This is a genomic window from Capnocytophaga periodontitidis (assembly GCF_016126015.1).
GTDB lineage: Bacteria > Bacteroidota > Bacteroidia > Flavobacteriales > Flavobacteriaceae > Capnocytophaga > Capnocytophaga periodontitidis.
The window spans coordinates 271,424-294,194 of record NZ_JAEFDB010000002.1 but is presented as its reverse complement, the minus strand read 5'-3'; the positions used below and the strand labels follow the sequence as shown (position 1 = coordinate 294,194).

17 protein-coding genes are annotated in these 22,771 nt (G+C 42.5%); 1 reads left to right on the top strand and 16 read right to left on the bottom strand.

Translation table 11 applies throughout. The features are described 5' to 3' along the window. Positions 1–12: 12 nt before the first annotated feature. From I7X29_RS05615 to I7X29_RS05540, 16 genes are all read right to left on the bottom strand, one after another. Complete coding sequence (locus I7X29_RS05615; RefSeq protein WP_198473243.1) at positions 13–1,635, bottom strand: RagB/SusD family nutrient uptake outer membrane protein; 1,623 nt, start codon at positions 1,633–1,635, stop codon at positions 13–15. Positions 1,636–1,647: 12 nt separating this feature from the next. Next, the gene (locus tag I7X29_RS05610) at positions 1,648–4,581 is read right to left on the bottom strand and encodes a SusC/RagA family TonB-linked outer membrane protein (RefSeq protein WP_198473241.1); all 2,934 of its coding nucleotides are present in this window, start codon (positions 4,579–4,581) and stop codon (positions 1,648–1,650) included. Positions 4,582–4,651: 70 nt separating this feature from the next. Continuing rightward, positions 4,652–5,005, bottom strand: coding sequence for a four helix bundle protein (locus I7X29_RS05605; RefSeq protein ID WP_009412845.1), 354 nt, complete (start codon positions 5,003–5,005; stop codon positions 4,652–4,654). Positions 5,006–5,035: 30 nt separating this feature from the next. Then, positions 5,036–7,144, bottom strand: a complete 2,109-nt coding sequence (locus tag I7X29_RS05600; RefSeq protein ID WP_198473239.1) for a glycoside hydrolase family 97 protein — start codon at positions 7,142–7,144, stop codon at positions 5,036–5,038. A 129-nt stretch (positions 7,145–7,273) separates the two neighbouring features. Next, positions 7,274–8,377: a beta-ketoacyl synthase N-terminal-like domain-containing protein gene (locus I7X29_RS05595; protein ID WP_198473237.1), complete on the bottom strand. Its 1,104-nt coding sequence runs from the start codon at positions 8,375–8,377 to the stop codon at positions 7,274–7,276. A 27-nt stretch (positions 8,378–8,404) separates the two neighbouring features. Beyond that, positions 8,405–9,358, bottom strand: a complete 954-nt coding sequence (locus tag I7X29_RS05590; RefSeq protein WP_198465632.1) for an ABC transporter ATP-binding protein — start codon at positions 9,356–9,358, stop codon at positions 8,405–8,407. Then, entirely contained in the window at positions 9,348–9,632 is a 285-nt protein-coding gene (locus I7X29_RS05585; RefSeq protein WP_009412849.1) for a virulence protein, read from the bottom strand. The genes I7X29_RS05590 and I7X29_RS05585 overlap by 11 nt, the downstream gene beginning before the upstream one ends. 1 nt (position 9,633) lies before the next feature. Continuing rightward, on the bottom strand, positions 9,634–9,846 hold the full coding sequence (locus I7X29_RS05580) for a hypothetical protein (protein ID WP_009412850.1): 213 nt from the start codon (positions 9,844–9,846) through the stop codon (positions 9,634–9,636). Positions 9,847–9,863: 17 nt separating this feature from the next. Then, on the bottom strand, positions 9,864–10,886 hold the full coding sequence (pheS, locus tag I7X29_RS05575; protein WP_198465912.1) for a phenylalanine--tRNA ligase subunit alpha: 1,023 nt from the start codon (positions 10,884–10,886) through the stop codon (positions 9,864–9,866). A 213-nt stretch (positions 10,887–11,099) separates the two neighbouring features. After that, positions 11,100–13,355 (bottom strand): aconitate hydratase, encoded by a 2,256-nt coding sequence (locus I7X29_RS05570; RefSeq protein WP_198473236.1) that lies wholly within the window; start codon positions 13,353–13,355, stop codon positions 11,100–11,102. 7 nt (positions 13,356–13,362) lie between these two features. Then, positions 13,363–15,576: an NADP-dependent isocitrate dehydrogenase gene (locus tag I7X29_RS05565; protein ID WP_198473234.1), complete on the bottom strand. Its 2,214-nt coding sequence runs from the start codon at positions 15,574–15,576 to the stop codon at positions 13,363–13,365. A gap of 1 nt (position 15,577) precedes the next feature. After that, positions 15,578–16,861: a citrate synthase gene (locus I7X29_RS05560; protein ID WP_198473232.1), complete on the bottom strand. Its 1,284-nt coding sequence runs from the start codon at positions 16,859–16,861 to the stop codon at positions 15,578–15,580. 383 nt (positions 16,862–17,244) lie between these two features. Then, positions 17,245–18,177, bottom strand: coding sequence for a hypothetical protein (locus I7X29_RS05555; RefSeq protein WP_088592898.1), 933 nt, complete (start codon positions 18,175–18,177; stop codon positions 17,245–17,247). 66 nt (positions 18,178–18,243) lie between these two features. After that, positions 18,244–18,996 carry a patatin-like phospholipase family protein gene (locus tag I7X29_RS05550; protein ID WP_198473230.1) on the bottom strand — a complete coding sequence of 251 codons (753 nt, stop codon included), beginning with the start codon at positions 18,994–18,996 and terminating at the stop codon, positions 18,244–18,246. A gap of 70 nt (positions 18,997–19,066) precedes the next feature. Beyond that, positions 19,067–21,064, bottom strand: a complete 1,998-nt coding sequence (gene feoB / locus I7X29_RS05545; protein WP_198473227.1) for a ferrous iron transport protein B — start codon at positions 21,062–21,064, stop codon at positions 19,067–19,069. Positions 21,065–21,067: 3 nt separating this feature from the next. After that, positions 21,068–21,313, bottom strand: a complete 246-nt coding sequence (locus I7X29_RS05540; RefSeq protein WP_009412860.1) for a FeoA family protein — start codon at positions 21,311–21,313, stop codon at positions 21,068–21,070. Between the two features lie 135 nt (positions 21,314–21,448). On the opposite strand from I7X29_RS05540, the gene I7X29_RS05535 reads away from it, so the two are divergent. Continuing rightward, positions 21,449–22,702, top strand: coding sequence for a sigma-54 interaction domain-containing protein (locus I7X29_RS05535; RefSeq protein ID WP_198473225.1), 1,254 nt, complete (start codon positions 21,449–21,451; stop codon positions 22,700–22,702). Positions 22,703–22,771: the final 69 nt, after the last annotated feature.

Here is a 22,771-nt window from a genome sequence, read left to right as displayed (position 1 = left end):
AGTATTTCTTTTTTAGTATCCAGTGTTTTGTCTAAGGTTTTCATTAGCAGTGAGCGCATCTTGAGGGATAGGATATAAGTTTCTATAATCAGGAACGGCTACCCCAGAAGCGGCACCACCTTTGAGAGACCAAAGATAATCGGCGGTAGTAAATTTATTGTAGCGGATGAGGTCGGTACGGCGCAATCCTTCCCAATAGAGTTCGCGAGCGCGTTCGTCTAAGATAAAATCTAAGGTAAGGTCGCTATTGGTTATGTTGCCAGAGGCGTTACCATAAGCACGAGTGCGCAATTGGTTGATATAATTTAAGGCAGTAGCTCTATCGCCACCTGCGCCACCGCGTAGTACGGCTTCAGCATAAGTAAGATATACTTCGGCTAAACGGATGAGCGGTAAATCGGTATCAGGGAAGTCCTTAGCAGGGTCTTTACCTACAGCACCTGTAGAAGTAATATTTCTGAACTTAGTAACCGCATAACCAGCCGTTTTAAACTCTTTTATATTTGTATTCTCATAGGTTTGTCCGCCGGTATGGAACATAGCGCGTTTGTCATTCCAAGCGGTAGGTTCGTTATTACCATTGCGTGCAGAAGCATCAAATTTATCGACAAACTCTTTAGTAACTGTAATACCTTGCCATCCACCATTAATACCAATTAAGTTAGGATTCATATCTCCTCCTGTAGCTGCGTGAGTAATAAAAGAGGTTCCTCCGTGAGTTTTGGTGTTCAAACCATCAAAATTTACGACGAGAATAAATTCGTTTTGAGCGCCATTACTATTGTTGTCGGCTAAGAACAACTCATCATAAGCGGTACCATTGTTATTGGCATCGGTAGTATTTAATCTATAGGAAGAGGCGATTACCTTTTTAGCATAGGTAATACAATCGGTGTATTTATCTTGGCCTATATACACTTTGGCATTGAGGTATAAGCGAGACAAAAGAGCTTGAGCAGCGACTTGATCTACACGTCCGTATTCATTGGTACGAGCAGGTTTAAGTTTTCCCTCTAAATCCTTTAGCTCACTTTCGACGAAGTTAAAGAGTTCGGCACGAGAGTTTGGAGCAGGTTTTAAATCAGCTTTTGATGAGGTAATCAAAGGTGCTTTTCCAAAAGCATCAATAACATTATAGTAAGCATAAGCACGGATGAAGCGCGCTTCGGCAATAAAATAAGCCACTTCGGGGTCGGAAGCTAAGTCTTTAGCGTTATCGATAAACGAATTAGCAAAAGCGATTTGTTGCCCTAAACGGTTGTAATAACCATTAGTGAAAGCGTTAGAAGGAGTCCAACTCATATTGTGAAAATCGGGTACCCCCGCATCAGCCCAACGAATGATAGCTTCATCGGTACTTGACTCTTGTAAATAAAACTGTACACGGGTGAACTGAGTTGAACTTTCGTCTGCATTAGCAAGGTCACCATCTCCAGAAGGCCCCTTTTGTCCTGTAACTGCCATTGAGGCATAAATTTTAGCTAAGGCACTTTTAGCTTCGGTAGCGTTTTTGAACACATCTTTTTCAGTGAAGCTATCGGGGTCAATAGGTTCTTGGTCTAAGTCCTTTAGGCAGGCACTAAGCGAAAAAGCCATCGCAAGCCCTAAAATACTATGTTTGATATATTTTTTCATACTTTGCATATATTAAAAGTTAAGATTCAAGCCCAACAAGTAAGTTTGAGGGCGAGGATAAAAGTTGTTGTCAATACCGCCAAACACTTCAGGGTCTAAACCGCTGTACTTAGTAATAGTCAATACATTTTGTACAGTACCATAGAGGCGGACGTACATTTTATCGGTATGAGGGAAGGTGTAACCTAAGGTGATATTGTCTAACTTGAAGAATGAAGCGTTTTCAATATAGTAATCACTTAACCACGCTTGGTCGTTATGGCGTTGGAAATTAGCATCTGCCTGATTTGCTTTAATATTAACAATAAAGCCACTATTAGCTGTAATTTCACCAAGCTGATCTAAACGAGATTGAGTGTTATTATAGGCATAATTGCCGATGTTTGCACGAGTAGTGATGTTCAAATCCCAATTCTTGTAGTTCAAATCGGTACCAAATCCCATAGTTATAGGAGCAAAAGGTGATTTGTACAAGTAGCGGTCACCTTCGTCAATTTTGCCATTGCCGTTTCTATCAACAAAAGTATTTTCGATAGGTTTACCTTGAGCGTCGTACACTTGTTGATAAACATAAAAAGAATAAGGGGTTTCTCCTTGTCGGTGTAATTGTACACGGTTACCTGTACCACCTTCTATACCTCCGGTAGGTTGATCGTCGGGCATACGGGTAATCTTATTATCGTTATAAGAGATATTGTAGTTAAAGCTCCAACGGATATTTTTTTCGGTATTGCGAATAGGATTTACTGTTAATCCAAACTCAACCCCTTTATTTTCCATATCGCCTATATTGGCATTTACACGGTTTTTGAAGTTGGTGAAAGGGTCAATAGTGGTTTCGGCAATTAGGTCTTTAGTTTGTTTGCGATAGACATCGAGGGTACCTGTGATGAGGTTATTCCACAAGCCAAAGTCGATACCTGCATTGAGGGTATTACCAATTTCCCAACGTAGGTTTTTATTGGTTACCCCAGGGCGATAAGTTTGATAGAATCTATCACCAAATTGGTAAGAAGCGCCATCTTGGCTACGGGTGTAATTGGTAAGGAATAGGTAGTCGCCCAAACCATTTACGTTCCCTACTTCACCATAACCAAAACGCAATTTGAGTTCGTTAAGGGTTTTGTTGTCTTTGAGGAATTTTTCGTTGCTCACATTCCAAGCCAAGGCAACTGAAGGGAAGTAGCCCCAACGGTCGTCTGGGTTTAGTTTAGAAGAAGCATCGGCACGGAGGGTAGCGGTAAGGAGGTAACGGTCTTTATAGCTATAGTTTGCACGACCAAAGAATGACATTAACACGTTTTTACTTTTGTTGATATTAGGTACAATTTTGTTATCGCCAGGGTTTACAAAGTAATCTTTTTGAGTACTATTATCGTCAAATTCAAAAGATTGATAAGAGTGTCCTACCATTAGCCCAATACTATGTGTATCTTTGATGTCCTTCATATAGTTTACATAAGCATCAAACAACTTATTAGTTGCTTTATTATCATAGGTATTAGTACTTCCTGCAAAACCAGTAGTGGCAGTAGGCATTTTAGGATCGATAATTTTATCGCCTTTACCATTACTGTAGTCTAAACCAGCATTCACGGTAGCGGTAATATCTTTAAAGAAAGGTAAAGTATAATCAACTTTTACATTACCAATAAAGCGAAACACTTTAGAACTATCGTCGGTAAAGTTCAATAACGCCATAGGATTGGTTGCAGCTAAGTTAGAGCGATTTTGTGTAGCTGGGTCAATCCAAGCGTGGTATCCACCGTATTTAGCGGGACCTCCAAACACTGATTGGGTAGGGTCATAGAGAACCGCTGAACTTATAGCTCCTTTTTCGGCAAAACGGTTTTGCATATAAGTACCATTGGCATTCAATTCTAATTTCAATGATTTATCAAAGAAAGTAGGGTTCAAGCTAATTTTAGCATTGGTACGTTTGAAGTTATCGGTACGCAACACCCCATCGGCATACGAATGCCCTATTGATACACGATAAGGCAAAGTTTTGTAGGCGCCAGAGAGCACTAAAGTACTATTACTCATAGGGGCTACTTGGTAGATTTCTTTTTGCCAATTGGTATTAGCATTGCCTAAGAGCGCTTCGGCAGCAGGGATATTCAATCCTTTTACAGTTTGGCGGTATTGATCGGCACTCATCACATCAACATATTTGTTTACATCTTGTAGTGCGATGCTGGTGTTGAAGCTAATCTTCATTTCTTGGTTTGCTTTTCCTTTTTTGGTGGTAATCATAATCACCCCATTGGCAGCACGAGAACCGAAGATAGCGGTAGAGGATGCGTCTTTCAATACAGTCATACTTTCGATATCTTCAGGGTTGATAGAGTTGAAGATACTACGAGAACCGCCCACGCCGCCATCGTTCATTGGCACACCGTCGATTACAATTAGCGGGTTAGAAGTTAAGGACAAAGAGCCATTACCACGTACGCGAATGGTTTGTCCTTCACCGGGAGCACCACTTGCAGAGGTCATCTGTACCCCTGCTATTTTACCTTGGATAAGCTGGTCGGCATTTACGGCAGGAGCTTTGTTAAAGTCCTTATCGGTTACCAAGTTTACAGAACCTGTTAAGTCCTTTTTTCTTACAGCTCCATACCCGATAACTACTACGTCGCCGAGTTGTTGTACATCTTCTTGGAGGGTGATGTTCATCACTGCTTTAGCGGCGACTTCTTGGGATTTGAAGCCTACAGACGAGAAGACAAGGGTAGCACCTTTGTCGACTTTTAGTTCGAATTTACCGTCGAAATCGGCGGCAGTACCGTGAGAGGTACCTTTCACGAGCACACTAGCGCCCATTAGGGGTTCGCCAGCGCCATCTTTCACTGTTCCTTTTACAGTGATTTGCTGTGCATAACCGAAAGCTACACACAAGAAAAACATTACTGCATAAAGTAGTTTGTTCATTTTTACTTTCATACGCTTTTCTAATTTGAAAATTTGAAAATTTGAAAATTAGCAAATTTCTATACCATTTATTTGTAATTCACTAATTCACTAATTTTCTTTTCATTGTTCCTATAATACTATTTATTATATACATAATATTCAACAATTCCTGTTTTTCTACTTGAGTATCAGGATAATCACTTGAATATAAACATATATCTAACCAATACATTGTTTCTTCGGCTTCCTTAGCTGCAATTTTAAACTTATGGATAAAGTCCTGCTGACTCTCTGCATTCTGAGCCTCTCTCACATTAGCTCCTATAGAAGTGCCAGACCTTAATAATTGGTTCGCAATAGCATATTTTCTATTCTCCTCCAAAACATTACAAAGCTCAACAATTCTAAGAGAAAACTGAAAAGTCTTTTCTAAAATCACATTAGGCTTTTGCATAAACAATCATTGGTTAATTTTCTAATTTTGCTAATTTGCTAATTCTTTAATGCTAATAGCATAGCCACCACCTTGAGCAGCAGTGAGTTTTAATTTGGTTTTAGCATTTACTTTTTGTTTGGTGATGGTGTATGCCTTAGGATTGGTTTTCCAGTTGGCATCTTTGGCATCGGCATAGATGGTAGCCTCATACTTCTTACCTTTGTCGAGGAAGTTGAGCAAGAGTTCTGAAGTATGTCCGCCTTCGTGAGCGGTGCAACCTACATACCAATTGTTGCTGTGTTTATCTTTACGCGCAATGGTGATATAACGACCAGGTTCAGCTTCGAGATATACGCTTTTTTGCCAATCTACGGGTACATCTTTGATGAATTGGAAGGCATCCATATACTTTTCGTAGTTCTCTGGCAAGTCGGCTGCCATTTGTAGCGGACTGTACATTGTTACATACAAGGCTAATTGACGAGCCAAGGTACTGCGTATCTGACTGTTGTTATTAGGATTTACATACTTCATTTCGGTCTCGAAGATACCAGGGGTATAATCCATTGGGCCTCCTTGCAAACGAGTGAAAGGCAAGATGGTAGTGTGGAATACTTTATTACCCCCAAAAGCCTCGTACTCAGTACCGCGAGCTGATTCGTTACCTATCATATTTGGGTAAGTACGGCAAAGGCCTGTAGGGCGTACTGCTTCGTGCGCATTTACCATTATTTTGTATTTAGCAGCTTCTTTGATTGCATAGAGGTAGTGGTTGATAGTTGATTGACTATAATGGTGTTCACCCACTGGAAGAATATCGCCTACATAGCCGCTTTTCACTGAGTTGTAACCGTATTTATTCATCAACTCGTAAGCAGCTTTGATGTGGCGCTCGTAGTTGCGAGTAGAGCCAGAAGTTTCGTGGTGCATCATCAGTTTTACACCTTTAGAGTGCGCGTAGTCGTTGAGCGCTTTGAGGTCGAAATCGGGATAAGGAGTTACAAAGTCGAACACATAGTCTTTTTTGTGACCGAACCAGTCTTCCCAACCTATATTCCAACCTTCTACAAGCACTTGGTCGAAGCCGTGTTTAGCTGCAAAATCGATATATTTGCGCACTTCTTCGTTGTTAGCGCCGTGGGTACCATTAGGTTTAGTTTTGCTGTAATCAACGGTATTGAGGTCGATAGTAGGAAGGTCGTTAGTATAGCTCCAAGAGTTTTTACCGGTAATCATTTCCCACCAAACACCGACGTATTTTACAGGTTTAATCCAAGATGTATCGGCAATAGCACAAGGTTCGTTGAGGTTGAGAATCAAGCGAGATGCCAAGATTTTACGAGCATCGTCGCTTACCATAATCGTACGCCAAGGGCTGTGGCAAGGCGCCATTAGGTAACCTTTATCACCTTGAGCATCGGGCGTTAGCCACGATTGGAAGACGAAAGTTTTGTCGTCGAGATTGAGGTTCATCAAGGAATAATCGACCAAGGCAGCTTCGTGAAGATTGATATACAAGCCATCTTTGGTTTTCATCATTAAAGAAGTTTGTACGCCGGTAGGTGAAAAAGCGAACTGAGACACGTTCTCGGTTACGGCTTGTTTCATCAGTCCGCGAATTTCGGAGAGCTTACTTTCTGTATAGTCGTATTCTTGGGTATCGTAGTCCCCAGGAATCCACCAAGCGGTGTGGTCACCCGTCATCGCAAACTGAGAGAGCTCTTCTTCTACTACAAAATAGGTAAGTTCTTTTTGAGAAGGGAATTCGTAACGGAATCCGACACCTTCATTATACACACGAAAGCGAATATTCATTTTTCGGTTGGTTTTCTCTTGTTGCAATTGCACGAGAAGTTCGTTGTAGTGGTTTAGAATTTCGCTTTCTTCCCCCCATACGGGTTTCCACGTTTCTTTAAAGGTAGATTTTTTAGTATCTACTACTTTAAAGTTATTAGTTAAAGGTTCAGCTTTTTTAAGAGTAAAGCCTAAAGTACTTTCGTTTATCACTGGTTTATTTTTGTAGGACACCTTATACGAAGGAGTTCCATCACTTTTCAGTGAAAAAGAGAGTATCACACTGCCATCGGGAGAGCTTTGTTGCTGTGCCATAGAGAGATGGATAGCAAAAATGCTCATCAACAAAATTATTTTTCTCATCTTTTTATTACTTTATAGTGTTAAAATCGGGCTCAAAGTTACGAATATTTTCTTTATACGCAAATTTTTATTCACTTTTTTTTAACAAAAAAAATAATACTTAGATGTTAATGATTATATATTAAGGGGTTATAATTGTTCAATTACAAGTGCGGTGTTGCTGCCTCCGAAGCCTGAGGCTGTTTTGAGGAAGTAATGCACCTCTTTATACTCGGTTGTTCTCAGTACTTTTATAGGATGAGAAACGCCAAGTGTATCGAAATTGAGGCTTTTTAGAAGGGTTTTATAACGAGCTAACTCTATAGTAAGTAGGGTTTCAAGTAGCCCTGAAGTACCGAGTGTATGCCCAAAATAGCCTTTGTAACTATTGAGAGGAGCAGAGAGGAGATTGGCGCGCATAAAGGCAATACTTTCCATCTCGTCGTTATAGAGAGTACCCGTACCGTGAGCGTTGATCAAATCGATTTGTTGAGGCTGTAATTTAGCTTCGTCTAAGGCATTTTGCACACTCAAATACAATCCTTCGCCGGTGCGTGAAGGTCCTGAAATATGATTGGCATCGTTGATAGAACTACTTCCTAAGAGTTGAGCTTTAGCACCTTGCGCTTCTTTACTCACATATACAGCGGCGGTTGCTTCACCCAAGGTAATGCCATCGCGGGTAGCGTCGTAAGGCTTGCAAGGTTTAGCACTCATCGCTTGAAAGGACTGAAAGCCCGAAAGTACAAATTCGCTTATCTCATCGCCTGCTAATACCACAGCACTATCATAACTATCTGTTTTTAGCAGACTATCGGCTACTGAGAGCGCCATTGCTCCTGATACACAGGCATTAGATAACACAATAGGCGTAGTGGTAATACCTATTGCAGTAGCGATTTTTTGGGCAGTTGTTGAAAGTAAAGGAGTAGGATTTCCTTTGGCAAGTGCTGAAATATTGCCTTTGGTCGTGGAAAGAATTAGAGCGGTGCGAGGGGTGATTTTGATATGATGAAGTATAGGAACAACTGCCAAAAGGAGCATTTTTTCCAATCGCGAAAAACCTTCACGCCCCACGAGTTGCTGGTACTTGCTCTCTAAAGCCCCATCGCCTATTTTAGAAAGACAAACATTAGTGAGCTGCCCATAGATTGGATAACGAGCGATGCCCGATTGTTCTCTCAGCACCAAATGAGCGGTGGTAGGGAGGTCGAGTCCTAAAGGAGTAACGATATTATAGTGATGGAAATACATTTGGCAATTTGGTGCGATCCGCGCGGGCTATTTGATTTGTAAATGAACTGTAGCGTTTTTAGCAAGCGGGACGGGGTGATAGAAATAGACTTTTGTTTCGGGAGTAGTAGCTTCTATAAGATAGTGAGCTCCTTGAAAATAGCTATGTTGCACAGAAACCTGCCAATCGGTGGGTTGAGAAGCAAGTGCTATTTGATGAGGCTTGAAGAGTTTGCCTTGATAGGCAGTTACTTCGCCAAAGAGAGAAGCTGTATAGGCATCGGTATCTTGGGCGTAGATGTTGAGAGTGTTGCCGAAATACAACAATTCACCTTTGCGCATTATCGCAGTTTTATCGGAATAAGAAAGGGCATCTTTACCGTCGTGAGTTGCTACAATACAGCTGATATTCTGCTCTTTTAGATAAGCAAAAAGGGTGCGTTGCAAATCGTTTTTTCTAAAATTATCTATCTGACTAAAAGGCTCATCAAGCAACAGCAATTGGGGTTCTTGCGCTAATGCCATTGCTAATGCGACACGTTGTTTTTCGCCACCACTGAGGTTTAGGGCTTTTAAGGGAGCAAAGCGCTCCATACCTACTAAGGTAAGGAGCTCCATTACACGTTCTTTTTTGTAAACTAAATCGAGATTGGAGATGAACTTTCCTACGTTTTCAGCGACAGTGTGATAGGGGCCTAAGCCAAAATCTTGAGCGAGGTATTTCATCGTTTTGAAACCAGGGACTAACTGACGTGAAGGCCCCCAGACGCGCTCATTGTGAAAGAGAACAGAGCCTTGTTGTACGTCTACAAGTCCGTAGATAACTTTGAGGAGGGTACTCTTACCGCAGCCGCTTTCGCCCATCAAGGAAAGGTGTTCGCCTTGTGAGAGTTCAAAGGAGATGTTTTTCAGTAATTCGGGTTGCCCATCGTAGGCAAAAGAAACGTTTTCAATTGACAATTGACGATTGACAATTGACGATGTTTGTGAATTATTTTTCAATTTTAAACATTTGGGTAAAATCTGACCAATTTTTAATTTCAAAAGCTCTGATATCTCTAACAGACTTTCTAAACCAAGAAATAGCATCAAGGGCATTCATTGCTTTGGTCACTACATATAAATTCTCTTCATTGGTTACATACACACTTCCTTGTATCCAATAAAAACCACAATCAGCCAATACTTTACGAATTTCAGTATAAGCAGAGTGATAAGGCGAACCGTAATACTTTTCCAAATCGGAAATAACCATATCAAAAGTAATAGCAAACATCTCAATTCAATTTTTTAAACAAGTATTCTTTATCAAAAAATTCGCCGAGTTCTTTTGTTTTGGCTGTAATCACAAAACCTACAAAAGGGTTGTCTTCAATATCTATTACTATTCCTTTAAGCCATTCTTTTTCATTAGTGACTTGTGGAGCTATGAGTACCTCCTCCCCTACTTTAAACATAGGTTTATGTATGTTTTTATTCACTGTTGTCATATTTCTATTTTTATGTATTAAAGGGCGCTTTTGAATTGTTCTAAGAAGCGGGCATCGTTCTCGTAGAACATACGGATGTCACCGATTTGGTAGAGCAACATTGCGATGCGCTCAACGCCCATACCAAAAGCAAAACCGCTGTACTGTTCGCTATCGATACCGCAGTTTTTAAGCACATTAGGGTCGGTCATACCGCAACCCATAATTTCGAGCCAACCGGTTCCTTTGGTGATGCGGTAATCTACCTCGTTGTTGAGCCCCCAATAGATATCTACTTCGGCACTGGGTTCAGTGAAAGGGAAGTAGGACGGACGCAAGCGGATACGTGATTTGCCAAACATTTCTTTAGTGAAGTACAATAGTGTTTGTTTGAGGTCGGCAAAAGATACGTTTTTATCGATATACAAGCCTTCTACTTGGTGAAACAAGCAGTGAGAGCGAGCAGAGATAGCCTCGTTGCGGAACACACGCCCTGGGGAGATTGTGCGGATAGGTGGCTGGTGATTTTCCATATAACGTATCTGCACTGAACTAGTGTGAGTGCGCAAGAGGATATCGGGATTAGTTTGTATAAAGAAAGTGTCCTGCATATCGCGTGCAGGGTGGTATTCGGGGAGATTGAGAGCAGTGAAGTTATGCCAATCATCTTCCATTTCGGGGCCATCGGAAACATCAAAGCCAATATTCGCGAAGATTTTTACGATTTCGTTTTTCACCAGAGAAATAGGATGGCGAGCGCCAATGGGGGCTGGGGTAGCAGGGCGGCTCAAATCGCCATATACTCCTTTACTCTCGTTGCGTTCTTCAAGACGGTCGCGCCATTCTTGTACTTTAGCTTCAGCTTTTTGTTTGAGTTCATTCACTACCTGCCCAAAAGTCTTTTTTTCTTCATTAGGTACTTCTTTGAAAGCAGCAAAAAAGTCGTTTAGGACACCTTTTTTACCGAGGTACTGAATGCGGAACTGTTCGAGTTCGTCTTTAGTTTTCGCTGTAAAATCCTCAATTTTAGCGATGTGTTCTTTTATTTTATCAATCATCATAAAAGCGGAGTGGTTCATTTAGTCTTTTTCGAGAGGCAAAAGTACAAAATAATTAACAATTAGCAAGTGACAAGTAACAATTTTGAGTTTCGGAAAATTTCTTGTGTAGATTTAGCAAGTAGCATTTAGAATATAAAAAACTTTGCCAAAGGTGTAAGCCGTACGGACGGAGACCTTTGGCAAAGTTGATAATATTTACTAATTCCAAATTTGCTAATTCGCTAATTTATTCAGGGCGCTTCCTGCTTTAAACCAACCTATTTGCTGAGCGTTGTAGGTATGGTTGCAGGTAATCACATCTTTACTGCCATCTTTATGTACAAATTCTAAGTGTAAAGGAGTGCCAGGCGCAAAGGCGGTGAGGTCGAGGAAGTTGATTACGTCGTCTTCTTGAATTTTATCGTAATCGGCTTCATTAGCAAAGGTGAGGGCGAGCATTCCTTGTTTTTTAAGGTTGGTTTCGTGAATGCGCGCAAACGATTTTACCAATACCGCTCGTACGCCCAAATGACGAGGTTCCATAGCAGCGTGCTCACGTGAAGAGCCCTCGCCATAGTTGTGGTCGCCTACTATAATAGAAGGGATACCCGCAGCTTTATAAGCGCGCTGTACTTTAGGCACTTCGTCGTATTCGCCTGTAAGTTGGTTTTTCACAGAGTTGGTTTTACCGTTGAAAGCATTTACCGCCCCTATGAGCATATTGTTAGAAATATTGTCCAAATGTCCGCGGAAACGCAACCAAGCCCCTGCCATCGAAATATGGTCGGTGGTGCATTTGCCTTGCGCTTTGATGAGGAGTTTAGCCCCTGTGATGTTCTCACCATCCCAAGGAGCGAAAGGCGTAAGCAGTTGCAAACGGTTGGAGGTAGGCGATACCACGACCTCAATATTGCTACCATCTTCGGCGGGAGCCTGATAGCCAGGGTCATCAACTGCAAAACCTTTAGAGGGCAACTCTTCGCCATAAGGAGGAGTGAGTTTTACCGCTTCACCTTGGTCGTTGAGCAACGTATCGGTGATAGGGTTGAAGTCTAACCTACCGGCAATCGCCAAAGCCGCTACCATTTCGGGTGAAGCAACAAAAGCGTGGGTATTAGGGTTGCCGTCGGCACGTTTGGAAAAGTTACGGTTGAAGGAATGCACAATCGTATTTTTCTCTTGTTTTTCGGCACCTTCTCTGTCCCACTGACCAATGCAGGGACCACAAGCGTTGGTGAATACACGAGTGCCCAACTGCTCGAAGATGTCTATAATGCCGTCGCGCTCGGTAGTATAGCGTATTTGTTCAGAGCCTGGGTTGATACCAAAGGAAGCTTTAGGGGTAATTCTCTTTTCCAAGGCTTGTTTTACCACTGAAACCGCGCGAGTGAGGTCTTCGTAGGACGAGTTAGTACACGAACCGATGAGCCCCCATTGCACCTCGAGAGGCCAATCGTTGGCACGGGCTACTTCCTTCATTTTGGATACAGGAGTGCCTCTATCGGGGGTAAAAGGTCCGTTGATATAAGGCTCTAAGGCAGAAAGGTCTATCTCGATAAGTTGATCGAAATACTTTTCGGGGTTGGCATATACTTCGGGGTCGGCGGTGAGGTAAGGCGCAATGGCATCGGCAGCGAGGGCTACTTCTTCGCGCCCAGTGGCAAGCAGATAGCGACGCATTGCCTCATCATAGCCAAAAGTAGAGGTAGTAGCCCCTATTTCGGCACCCATATTACAAATAGTACCTTTCCCCGTACACGAAAGCGATTTAGCACCCTCGCCGAAGTATTCCACAATAGCGCCCGTACCCCCTTTTACGGTGAGAATATCGGCGACTTTTAGAATCACATCTTTTGGGGCTGTCCAACCACTGAGTTTACCCGTGAGTTTTACGCCTATGAGCTTAGGAAATTTCAGTTCCCACGGCATTCCTGCCATCACATCTACAGCATCAGCCCCGCCTACGCCAATGGCGAGCATTCCTAATCCGCCAGCGTTTACCGTATGCGAATCGGTGCCTATCATCATTCCGCCAGGGAAAGCGTAGTTTTCTAAGACTATTTGGTGAATAATCCCTGCGCCAGGTTTCCAGAAGCCAATACCATATTTATTGGATACAGAAGAGAGAAAATCGAATACTTCTTTAGATTGTTCAGTAGCCACTTTTAGGTCGGTTGCGGCGCCTATTTTGGCTTGTATCAGGTGGTCGCAGTGGACGGTGGTGGGGACAGCCACTTTGGTTTTGCCCGCTTGCATAAACTGCAAGAGCGCCATTTGAGCGGTCGCATCTTGACAAGCGATGCGGTCGGGGGCGAAATCTACATAGTCTTTTCCGCGCTCAAAAGCACGTGAAGGAGTGCCGTCCCATAGGTGAGTATACAATATTTTTTCAGCAAGGGTAAGGGGTCGTCCTACCACTTGGCGAGCTTTATCTACGCGTTCAGGAAATTGGGCGTAGACCTTCTTTATCATTTCAATATCAAAAACCATAATTCAATTAACAATTAAGAATTAATAATAGGGTTTTACTTCCTTGCATAACTTCGGCTACTTTGGTGGGATTAGGGTGGTAATACCCTCCTAAATCTACCGGTGTGCCTTGTATGCGGGTCAGCTCTTCCACGATAGTCGTTTCGTTGTCTTTTAGGGCTTTGGCGATAGGAGCAAACTCTTTGGCAAGTGCGCTGTCTTGAGTTTGTGTCGCTAAGGCTTCTGCCCAATAGAGCGCCAAATAGAAGTGACTTCCGCGATTGTCGAGCGTACCTACTTTGGCTTGAGGCGATTTGTCGTTGTTCAACAGTTTACTCGTTGCCTCATCGAGCGTTTGGGCTAACACTAAGGCTTTGGGATTCTCGTGTTTTTGTGCAAAATGCTCTAACGAAGCTCCTAAGGCGAGAAATTCTCCTAAGGAATCCCAGCGCAAGTGGTTTTCGGCAAAGAGTTGTTCGGCTAATTTAGGTGCTGAGCCCCCTGCACCCGTTTCAAAGAGTCCGCCGCCATTCATCAAAGGGACGATAGAGAGCACTTTGGCACTAGTGCCCAATTCTAAGATAGGAAACAAGTCGGTGAGGTAATCGCGCAACACATTGCCGGTTACCGAAATGGTATCTTTGCCCTTGCGAGTGCGCTCTAAGGTGAAGAGCATCGCCGTTTCGGGCGACATAATGCGGATATCTACCCCCTCGGTATCGTGTGTTGCCAAATAGTGTTTTACTTTTTTGATGAGTTGCGCATCGTGAGCGCGGTGCTCGTCTAACCAAAAGACCGCTGGTGTTTTGCTGAGGCGTGCGCGTGTTACCGCCAATTTCACCCAATCTTGTATGGCAGCATCTTTCGCAGTACACATACGCCAAATATCGCCTTTTTCTACTTTATGTGATAAGTACACTTTACCATCGGCGCCTACCACCTGTACACGTCCGCTATGAGGGATTTCAAAAGTCTTATCGTGCGAGCCGTATTCCTCAGCTTTTTGAGCCATTAAGCCCACATTGGCAACGCTTCCCATCGTAGCAGGATTAAACGCCCCGTGTTTCTTGCAAAAGTCGATCACCACTTGGTAGATACGCGCATAAGTGCTATCGGGCAGTACCGCCAAAGTATCTTGAGCCTCGCCTTTAGCATTCCACATCTTGCCCCCATTGCGAATCATTGCTGGCATAGAAGCATCTACAATCACATCGTTAGGGAAATGCAGGTTGGTAATCCCCTTATCGGAATTTACCATTGCCAAAGCAGCTGCTCGCGCAAGCGCTCCCTCGATGTCGTGTTTTAAAGGTTCTTGTTCTTCAGCAGGCAATTGTTCTATTTTCGCCAGAATATCCGAAAGACCGTTACGTGCATTCACCCCTAAGGCTTTCAGTTCGCGCGGGTGTTTTTGGAACAAATTAGCAAAGTACGTTTCAACCGCATAGCCAAAGAGAATAGGATCAGAAACCTTCATCATTGTAGCTTTCAGGTGCAAAGAGAGGAGTACATCCTTGTCTTTCGCTTCGGCAAAGGCTTTTTTATAGAATTTGCAAAGCGCTTCTTTGCTCATAAAAGTAGCGTCTATCACTTCGCCTGCTTGCAAAGGAAGTTCCGCTTTGAGTACCTGCACTTCGTGTTTAGGGCTCATCAACTCTATGCGCACCACATCGGCTTTTTTGAGGGTTACCGATTGCTCGTTGTGGTAGAAATCGCCCGCTTGCATCGTTGCGACTTCCGTGAGACTCTCAGCACTCCACGTTCCCATTGAATGCGGGTGCGTTTGTGCGTACTGTTTTACCGATTTAGGTGCACGCCTATCGGAATTACCCTCGCGTAAGACAGGGTTCACCGCACTGCCTTTCACCTTGTCATACCGCTGTTTGATAGCTGTTTCGGCTTCATCAGCAGGATTCTCAGGGTAATCGGGGAGCGCATAGCCTTGTGATTGCAGTTCGGCAATAGCCGCTTTCAGTTGGGGTACCGAAGCACTGATGTTAGGCAACTTGATGATATTGGCTTCTGGACGCGTTGCCAACGCCCCCAATTCGCTAAGAGCATCGGGCACGCGTTGTCCTGCTGTGAGAAAATCGGGGAAAGAGGCTAAAATACGCCCTGCCAATGAGATATCTTTGGCTTCAAAGTTGATACCCGAAGAGGCACAAAAGCGTTTGATGATGGGCAATAGCGAATGGGTAGCTAAATAGGGCGACTCATCGGTAATGGTATAGATAATGTTTTTCATTTTATCTTTTATTCAATTCAACAAAAGGTCTTTCGGTAGCCCCTACGTATATTTGTCGTGGACGACCGATAGGCTCTCCTCCTTGGCGCATTTCCTTCCATTGGGCAATCCAGCCAGGGAGACGACCGATAGCAAAAAGCACAGTGAACATCTCTAAGTGCATACCTAAGGCTTTATAGATGATGCCTGAATAGAAATCTACATTGGGGTAGAGGTTGCGCGCTTTGAAGTACTCGTCTTCCAAAGCTACCTTTTCGAGATGTTTAGCGATACCAAAAATAGGATCGTCGATTCCCAAAGCGTTGAGCACCTCATCGGCAGCTACTTTGATGATTTTAGCCCGTGGATCGAAGTTTTTGTATACACGGTGCCCAAAGCCCATCAAACGGAAAGGGTCATTTTTGTCTTTAGCTTTGTTGATGAACTTATCGACATCACCTCCGTCTTTATGAATTTCTTCGAGCATTTCAATCACCGCTTGGTTTGCCCCGCCGTGGAGGCGACCCCAAAGGGCTGAAACTCCGGAGGAAATACTCGCAAACAGACCTGCCTCGGAAGACCCCACCAAACGCACGGTAGAAGTAGAGCAGTTCTGTTCGTGGTCGCCGTGGAGGATGAGCAGTTTGTTGAGGGCACTCACTACCGTAGGGTTAATTTTATATTCCTCAGTAGGGATTTCGAAGAAGAGGCGCAAAATGTTCTCGATATAGCCCTTGCTATTGTCGTAATAATTTAGCGGTAAACCCTCGCGCTTGCGGTATACCCAAGAAGCGATGATGGTTACTTTAGCAATGGCTTTACAGACCGCTTGATACACGTTTTTAGGACAATGCACGTTTACCGGTACAGGGTTAAAAGCAGTGAGCGCACTGGTAGCTGATGCCAATACCCCCATAGGGTGAGCCGAGCGCGGGAAACCGTCCATAATATGGCGCATATCCTCGTGAACAAGGGTGTACTTGTGAATTGTTTTTTTGAAATCGTCATACTCTTCGGCAGTGGGAAGTTCGCCAAAGATAAGAAGATAGGCTACTTCGAGAAACTCGGCTTTGGCAGCCAATTCTTCAATATTATAGCCACGATAACGCAAAATACCTTTTTCACCGTCGAGGAAAGTAATAGCGCTTTTGCAAGAACCAGTGTTCTTGTAACCTGAATCTAAGGTTACCAATCCAGTAAGGGCACGCAATTTTTCAATGTTGATTGCTTTTTCATTTTCAGTCCCTACTACAATAGGAAATTCATACTCTTTTCCTTCAAAAATCAATTTTGCTGTGTTTTCCATAGTACAATTTGTTTTTAGTGTTTTTTAATGCTTCTTAAATGTTAAAAAGAGATAAAACTTTATAGCTCTATTTTCGATTTTATCACTTTTTTCGTGGTAAAGATAAGAAAAAACAACTGAAAACAACCTAATGAAATTTATAGTTTAACAAAACTTTAACGTATTTTTATTGAAAATCAGCGGGTTATATAAAGATGAGATGTTTAAAGCAGTTAAAGTGTTAAAATTTTGAAGATATAACAGAAAAGAAAGAGTCGTATTATTAATTTGATAATTTGGATAGGTGAAAATTGAGGATTTCGCAAAAAAAGGAGGAAAATTGGCTCTTGAAAAGAATAAAAAAAGCGGCTTTTCAAAGCCGCTTTTTATAAGTATATAAATTCTTAATACTCGTATTCAGTAATAGAACTAAGTTCTTTTGGATTATTACCCTCTTGACGATACCTTTTATTCATCGTAGGATAGCCTTTTTCATTATAAGTAAGATCTTGAGTAATAATTGTTTTTACTTCTACTCCCTGATAACCTATATAAGTTTTTTCTGTTTTTATCAAGTTATTTTTACTCATATCAGGTGACAAAAAGTAGATAGGGTCAGTAGTTTTACTTAATTTGTTTAAAGGCATTGGATTGGTATTTGTATCATACAAATATTCAGTTGTTATTTGGTTTTCCACCTTTTTTACTAAGTTTCCATTGGAAAGGGTATAGACAATAGTATTGGTGTGAGTACTTGTACCACTTACCACATTTCCATTGCCATCACGACTAGTACTAATTTCATTTACAGTTATTATATTACTATTGTACTCTAATACTTTTTCTATGTGGCGATTTATCTTTTTCTCCTGCCCATTAATATAAGTTGTTGAAGGATAAATATGAACCTCTTTAGAGAGTTGATCTCCTATGTATGAATATTCATAGGTTTCAGTTTTTGCATCATCATCGTTGGGTTCTACTATTGTTCGTCTCACCAAACGACCTTGTCCATCGTAGTGATAATCAATAATGGAATAATCCTCTGAAGAAGGTTCTCCTGATTTTATTTGTTTAATGAGATTACCATTGTATTCTATTTTTGTATTCTCTGTAGTACCTGTTTGTACTCCATTACTATATTCAGTTTTAGTAAATGATAATATTTTATCATTCTGAATATTATACACTATAACTGTACTTTCATTGTTTTTAGGATAAGTTACAGTTATTTTTTTAGGGAATGCTCCTTCTTGGATTGTTCCGTCATTGTCATCACTTTTGCCACAGCTGGCTAAAGCTACCATTGCCATTAAGGCGATAAAGATTTTTTTCATTGATACATTTTTTTAATTAGACCGCAAAAGTACAAGTTTTAGAGAAATAAAATTGTTAAATAATTGTTAATCTTTCAACTCCGCTAATCTTTTTATTCCCATTTCATAACCGTATTCAAAAGCGTGATCGATCATTTTGGTATCCAGCACCCCTATATTGCTGAGGTTGTGCAACAATAGCAAATCACATTTCTTGAATTTGCGACTGTAGTTGCCGTCCATTGTGATGTTGTAGATGCGTTGCATAAATTGAAAGGAGTTGCTGAGCTCTTTTTCGGTAATCGTTTCCAACGGGTTTACAAAGCTGCCAATGATTTTATCACATTGTTTTTTAATAGGTTCTATCGGGAAGTTATCTAAAAGTCCGCCGTCGCAATAGAGGCTTTCACCTATTCTCACGGGTGAAAAATAGGGCGGCAAAGCAGCTGAGGCTATTAGCGGTTGTATAAGTTCGCCTTTACTAAAATACTGCAGCTTACCGTTCAGCAAATTAGTAGCTGTAACAATTAAGGGCAGCTGAAGTTCTTCAAAAGTGTGGTACTGAAGTTCTTTTTTGAAGAATTTAGTGTATTTAGCGCTATCCACCAAACCTACTTTCTTAAAGGTAATCATCGACCATTTGAACAAGGGAGTTTCCTTGAAAAAGCGCATCATATCATCGGGTTTTACCCCACAAGCGTAGAGCGCCCCAATGAGAGCGCCTCCACTGGTGCCTGAAATGATTGATGGTCGCAAGCCTTTTTCTTCTAAGGCTTTGAGCAATCCGGCGTGTGCCAAAGCGCGCACTCCACCACCTGAAAATACTAAACCTAACTTCATAAGTTGTCAATTATCGCCTTTACGGATTGTCCCCCTTCGGGGGAACGGGGGCAATCTGCTAATTTGCTAATTATCTAATTAATATGAACGCCAGCATCGCACTTATATAAGCAATGCCCGTCATAAACAAAAACTGTAGGGCTGTCCATTTCCAGCTATTGGTTTCTTTGCGTACCACGGCAACCGTGCTAAGGCATTGCATCGCAAAAGCGTAGTAGAGCAATAGTGAAATCCCTGTACCAAGGGTATATACGGGGGTGCCATCGGGGTGTACTTCCGAGCGCATTTTTGCTAAAATCGTGCGTTCTCCTTCTTCTCCCTCGGTGTCGAGGTCTTTTCCTAAACTATAAACTGTTGATAGTGTGCTGATAAACACCTCACGAGCCGCAAATGAAGCGACTACCCCTATGCTTATCTTCCAATCGTAACCCAGCGGACGAAATACGGGTTCTATCCCCTTGCCTATGTAGCCTAAAAATGAGTACTCTAAACTTTCAGCTTGGATGTAATTCGCTTTTTGTTCTTCTGTCCATTGGTGTGTTTGTGCCAATTGTTCGGCGGTAGTCTCAATGCTGTTGTATTTTTCGCCCATTCCGTGAGAGCCTAGGAACCACAACAATACCGAAATTGCCAAAATAAACTTACCCGCTCCCATCACAAAACCTTTGGTTTTCTCGTATACTGTAAGACATACATTGCGCAGTAGCGGAATTTTATAGTCGGGGATTTCGGCGATAAAGAAACTACTGTTCTTTTTCATTTTTAGCACTTTATCTAAGATAAAAGCCGAAAGTAACGCGACTGCAAAGCCTAAGAAATACATCGCAAAGAACGTCCACGCTTTGTAGCTAATCCACAGAAAATCACCTTCGGGAATTACCAAATTGATGATGATGAGATACACGGGTAAACGCGCCGAGCAGGTCATAAACGGAGTGACGAGTATGGTGATAAGGCGTTCTTTCCAACTCTCGATATTGCGGGCAATCATCACGGCAGGCACGGCACAAGCAGCTCCCGAAATGAGTGGCACTACACTCTTGCCACTAAGCCCAAAACGTCGCATCACATTGTCCATTAAAAAAACTACCCTACTCATATAGCCGCTTTCTTCTAAAATAGCTATTAAGGTGAAAAGTACGGCTATCTGTGGGATAAACACAGTGATGCCTGCTATTCCGGGTAGCACCCCATCTATGAGCAAATTAGTAAGTGCGCCGGCCGGTAATTTGGCAGCCAGCCATTCGCCTAAAATACCAAACTCGTTCTCTATCCAGTCCATTGGGTAACTCGACCAAGTGAAAACGGCTTGGAAGATAAGCAATAGTATGCCTGCAAACACCACATAACCAAAGAATGGGTGAATGAGAAAACGGTCGAGATGAGCGCGCAGGGTCTGTGCCTTGTGCTGATCTACAACATAAGTTTCTTTGAGAGTTTCATTGATAAACTGATAGCGGATAATAGTCTCTTTCTGCTGTTTACGGCGTTGTTCACTTTCCGAAGTACCAAAGGGTATAGCCTCCAAACGCGACATATCCACACAAGGAGCAACCGACAATTCTTTGAAGTTTGTAATCGCTTCTTTCAATGCTAAAAGCCCCTCACCTTTGCGGGTGCTGGTGAGGATGACTTTAGTGTGTAACAACTGTTCTAATTTGGAGAGGTTGATACTGATGCCTTTGCGCTGCATCTGGTCAGCCATATTGATAACCAGAATGGTAGGCAGCTGGAGGTCTTTCACTTGGGTGAAGAGCAGCAAGTTTTGCTTGAGGTTACTCACCTCGCTCACCACCACCACCACATCGGGGAAGTATGCACCTTGGCGGTTGATGAGGGTTTCCACAGCCACTTGTTCGTCTTCTGAACTCGGGTTGAGGCTATAGGTACCTGGCAAGTCGATAATTTCAGCTTGCTGGTTGTTAGGGAGTTTGCAATGCCCTATTTTCTTTTCTACAGTAATACCAGGGTAGTTGCCCACCTTTTGGTTTAAGCCTGTCAGCGCATTGAAAAGGGATGTTTTTCCTGTATTAGGATTGCCCACAAGGGCGATTTTAAGATGTGCCAATGTTTATGAATCTGCTAATTGAATTGTTTTTGCCATATCTTTTCTAATAGAAAGATAAGCATCATTCATACGAATATAAATAGGGTCGCCAAAAGTCGCCTTTTGGAGTACCTCCACTTCACTGCCTACAAAACAGCCTAATTCAATGAGTTTAAGAGGTATCTTACAACAATCAAACTGCTGAATAATCCCTTTTTCACCTTTCTTAAGGTCGGCAATGGTATGAGGGTGAGAAGGTACTTTTTCCATAGTAATTGCTATTTAGAATTGTTTTAGACGGCAAAAGTAAGAATAATTTATTAATTGACAAATTAGCGAATTAGCAAATTTGCTAATTTACTAATTATTTGTATCTTTGCAACTCTAAACTCTCAAGTAACAAACGTGGAAAATATACAAGCAATAAAACAGCGTTTTGGCATCATTGGCAACGATCCAAAGCTCAACCGTGCGCTCGAAAAAGCTATACAAGTTGCCCCTACCGATATTTCGGTGCTCATCACTGGTGAAAGTGGGGTGGGAAAAGAGGCTATTCCTCGTATCATTCACTCGCTCTCAATGCGCAAACACGGCAAATATATCGCTGTGAACTGCGGGGCTATCCCCGAAGGCACTATTGATTCTGAACTCTTTGGTCACGAAAAAGGCGCTTTCACAGGGGCTACTGCTACCCGTAGCGGTTATTTTGAAGAAGCCGATGGCGGTACTATTTTCTTAGACGAGGTGGGCGAACTGCCTCTCACTACTCAAGTGCGCCTCTTGCGGGTGCTCGAAAATGGTGAGTTCATCAAAGTAGGGTCTTCAGTAGTACAGAAAACCAATGTGCGCATCGTGGCAGCTACCAATGTGCAAATGCAAGAAGCTATCAAAAAAGGACGTTTCCGCGAAGACCTCTATTACCGACTCAGCACCGTAGAAATACACTTGCCTCCCTTGCGTGAACGCAAAGAGGATATCCATCTGCTCTTCCGCAAGTTCGCTTCGGATTTCGCCGAAAAATACAAAATGCCTCCCGTAAGGCTCAGTGAAGATGCTGTACAATTGCTTACCAACTACCGCTGGAGCGGTAATATACGCCAGTTACGCAATGTAGCCGAACAAATTTCGGTACTGGAACAACGCCGCGACATCACCGCAAGTCTTTTGCGCTCTTATCTGCCCGACGAAGGGACAAATCTGCCTTCAATAGTCCCTGCCCAAAACCGCTCAGATAGTGATTTTAGCAACGAACGCGAACTGCTTTACAAGGTGCTTTTCGATATGAAAAACGACCTCAACGACCTGAAAAAACTCACCCTTGAGCTACTACAACACGGCAATTCCCCTCAAGTACAACAAGAGAACGAAGGTCTCATCCATCGCATTTATGGCAACGACACTCGCAAAAACGAGCCCACACCTCCTTCTTTTGCTTTTTTACCTGTAACTCCTGCCGAAAAAGAAATCCTTCCTCACGAAGTAGTGTACGACTACGAGGAAGCTGCTGAAGAAGAGCGTTTTTCACTCCAAGAACAAGAGCGTGAGATGATACGCAAATCATTAGAACACAACGATGGCAAACGCAAAGAAACAGCTAAGGCTTTAGGAATTTCCGAACGCACACTATACAGAAAACTAAAGCAATATAATATGATTTAGGTTTCAGGGGTCAGGTTTCAGGGGTCAGGTTTCAGGGGTCAGGTTTCAGGGGTCAGGTTTCAGGGGTCA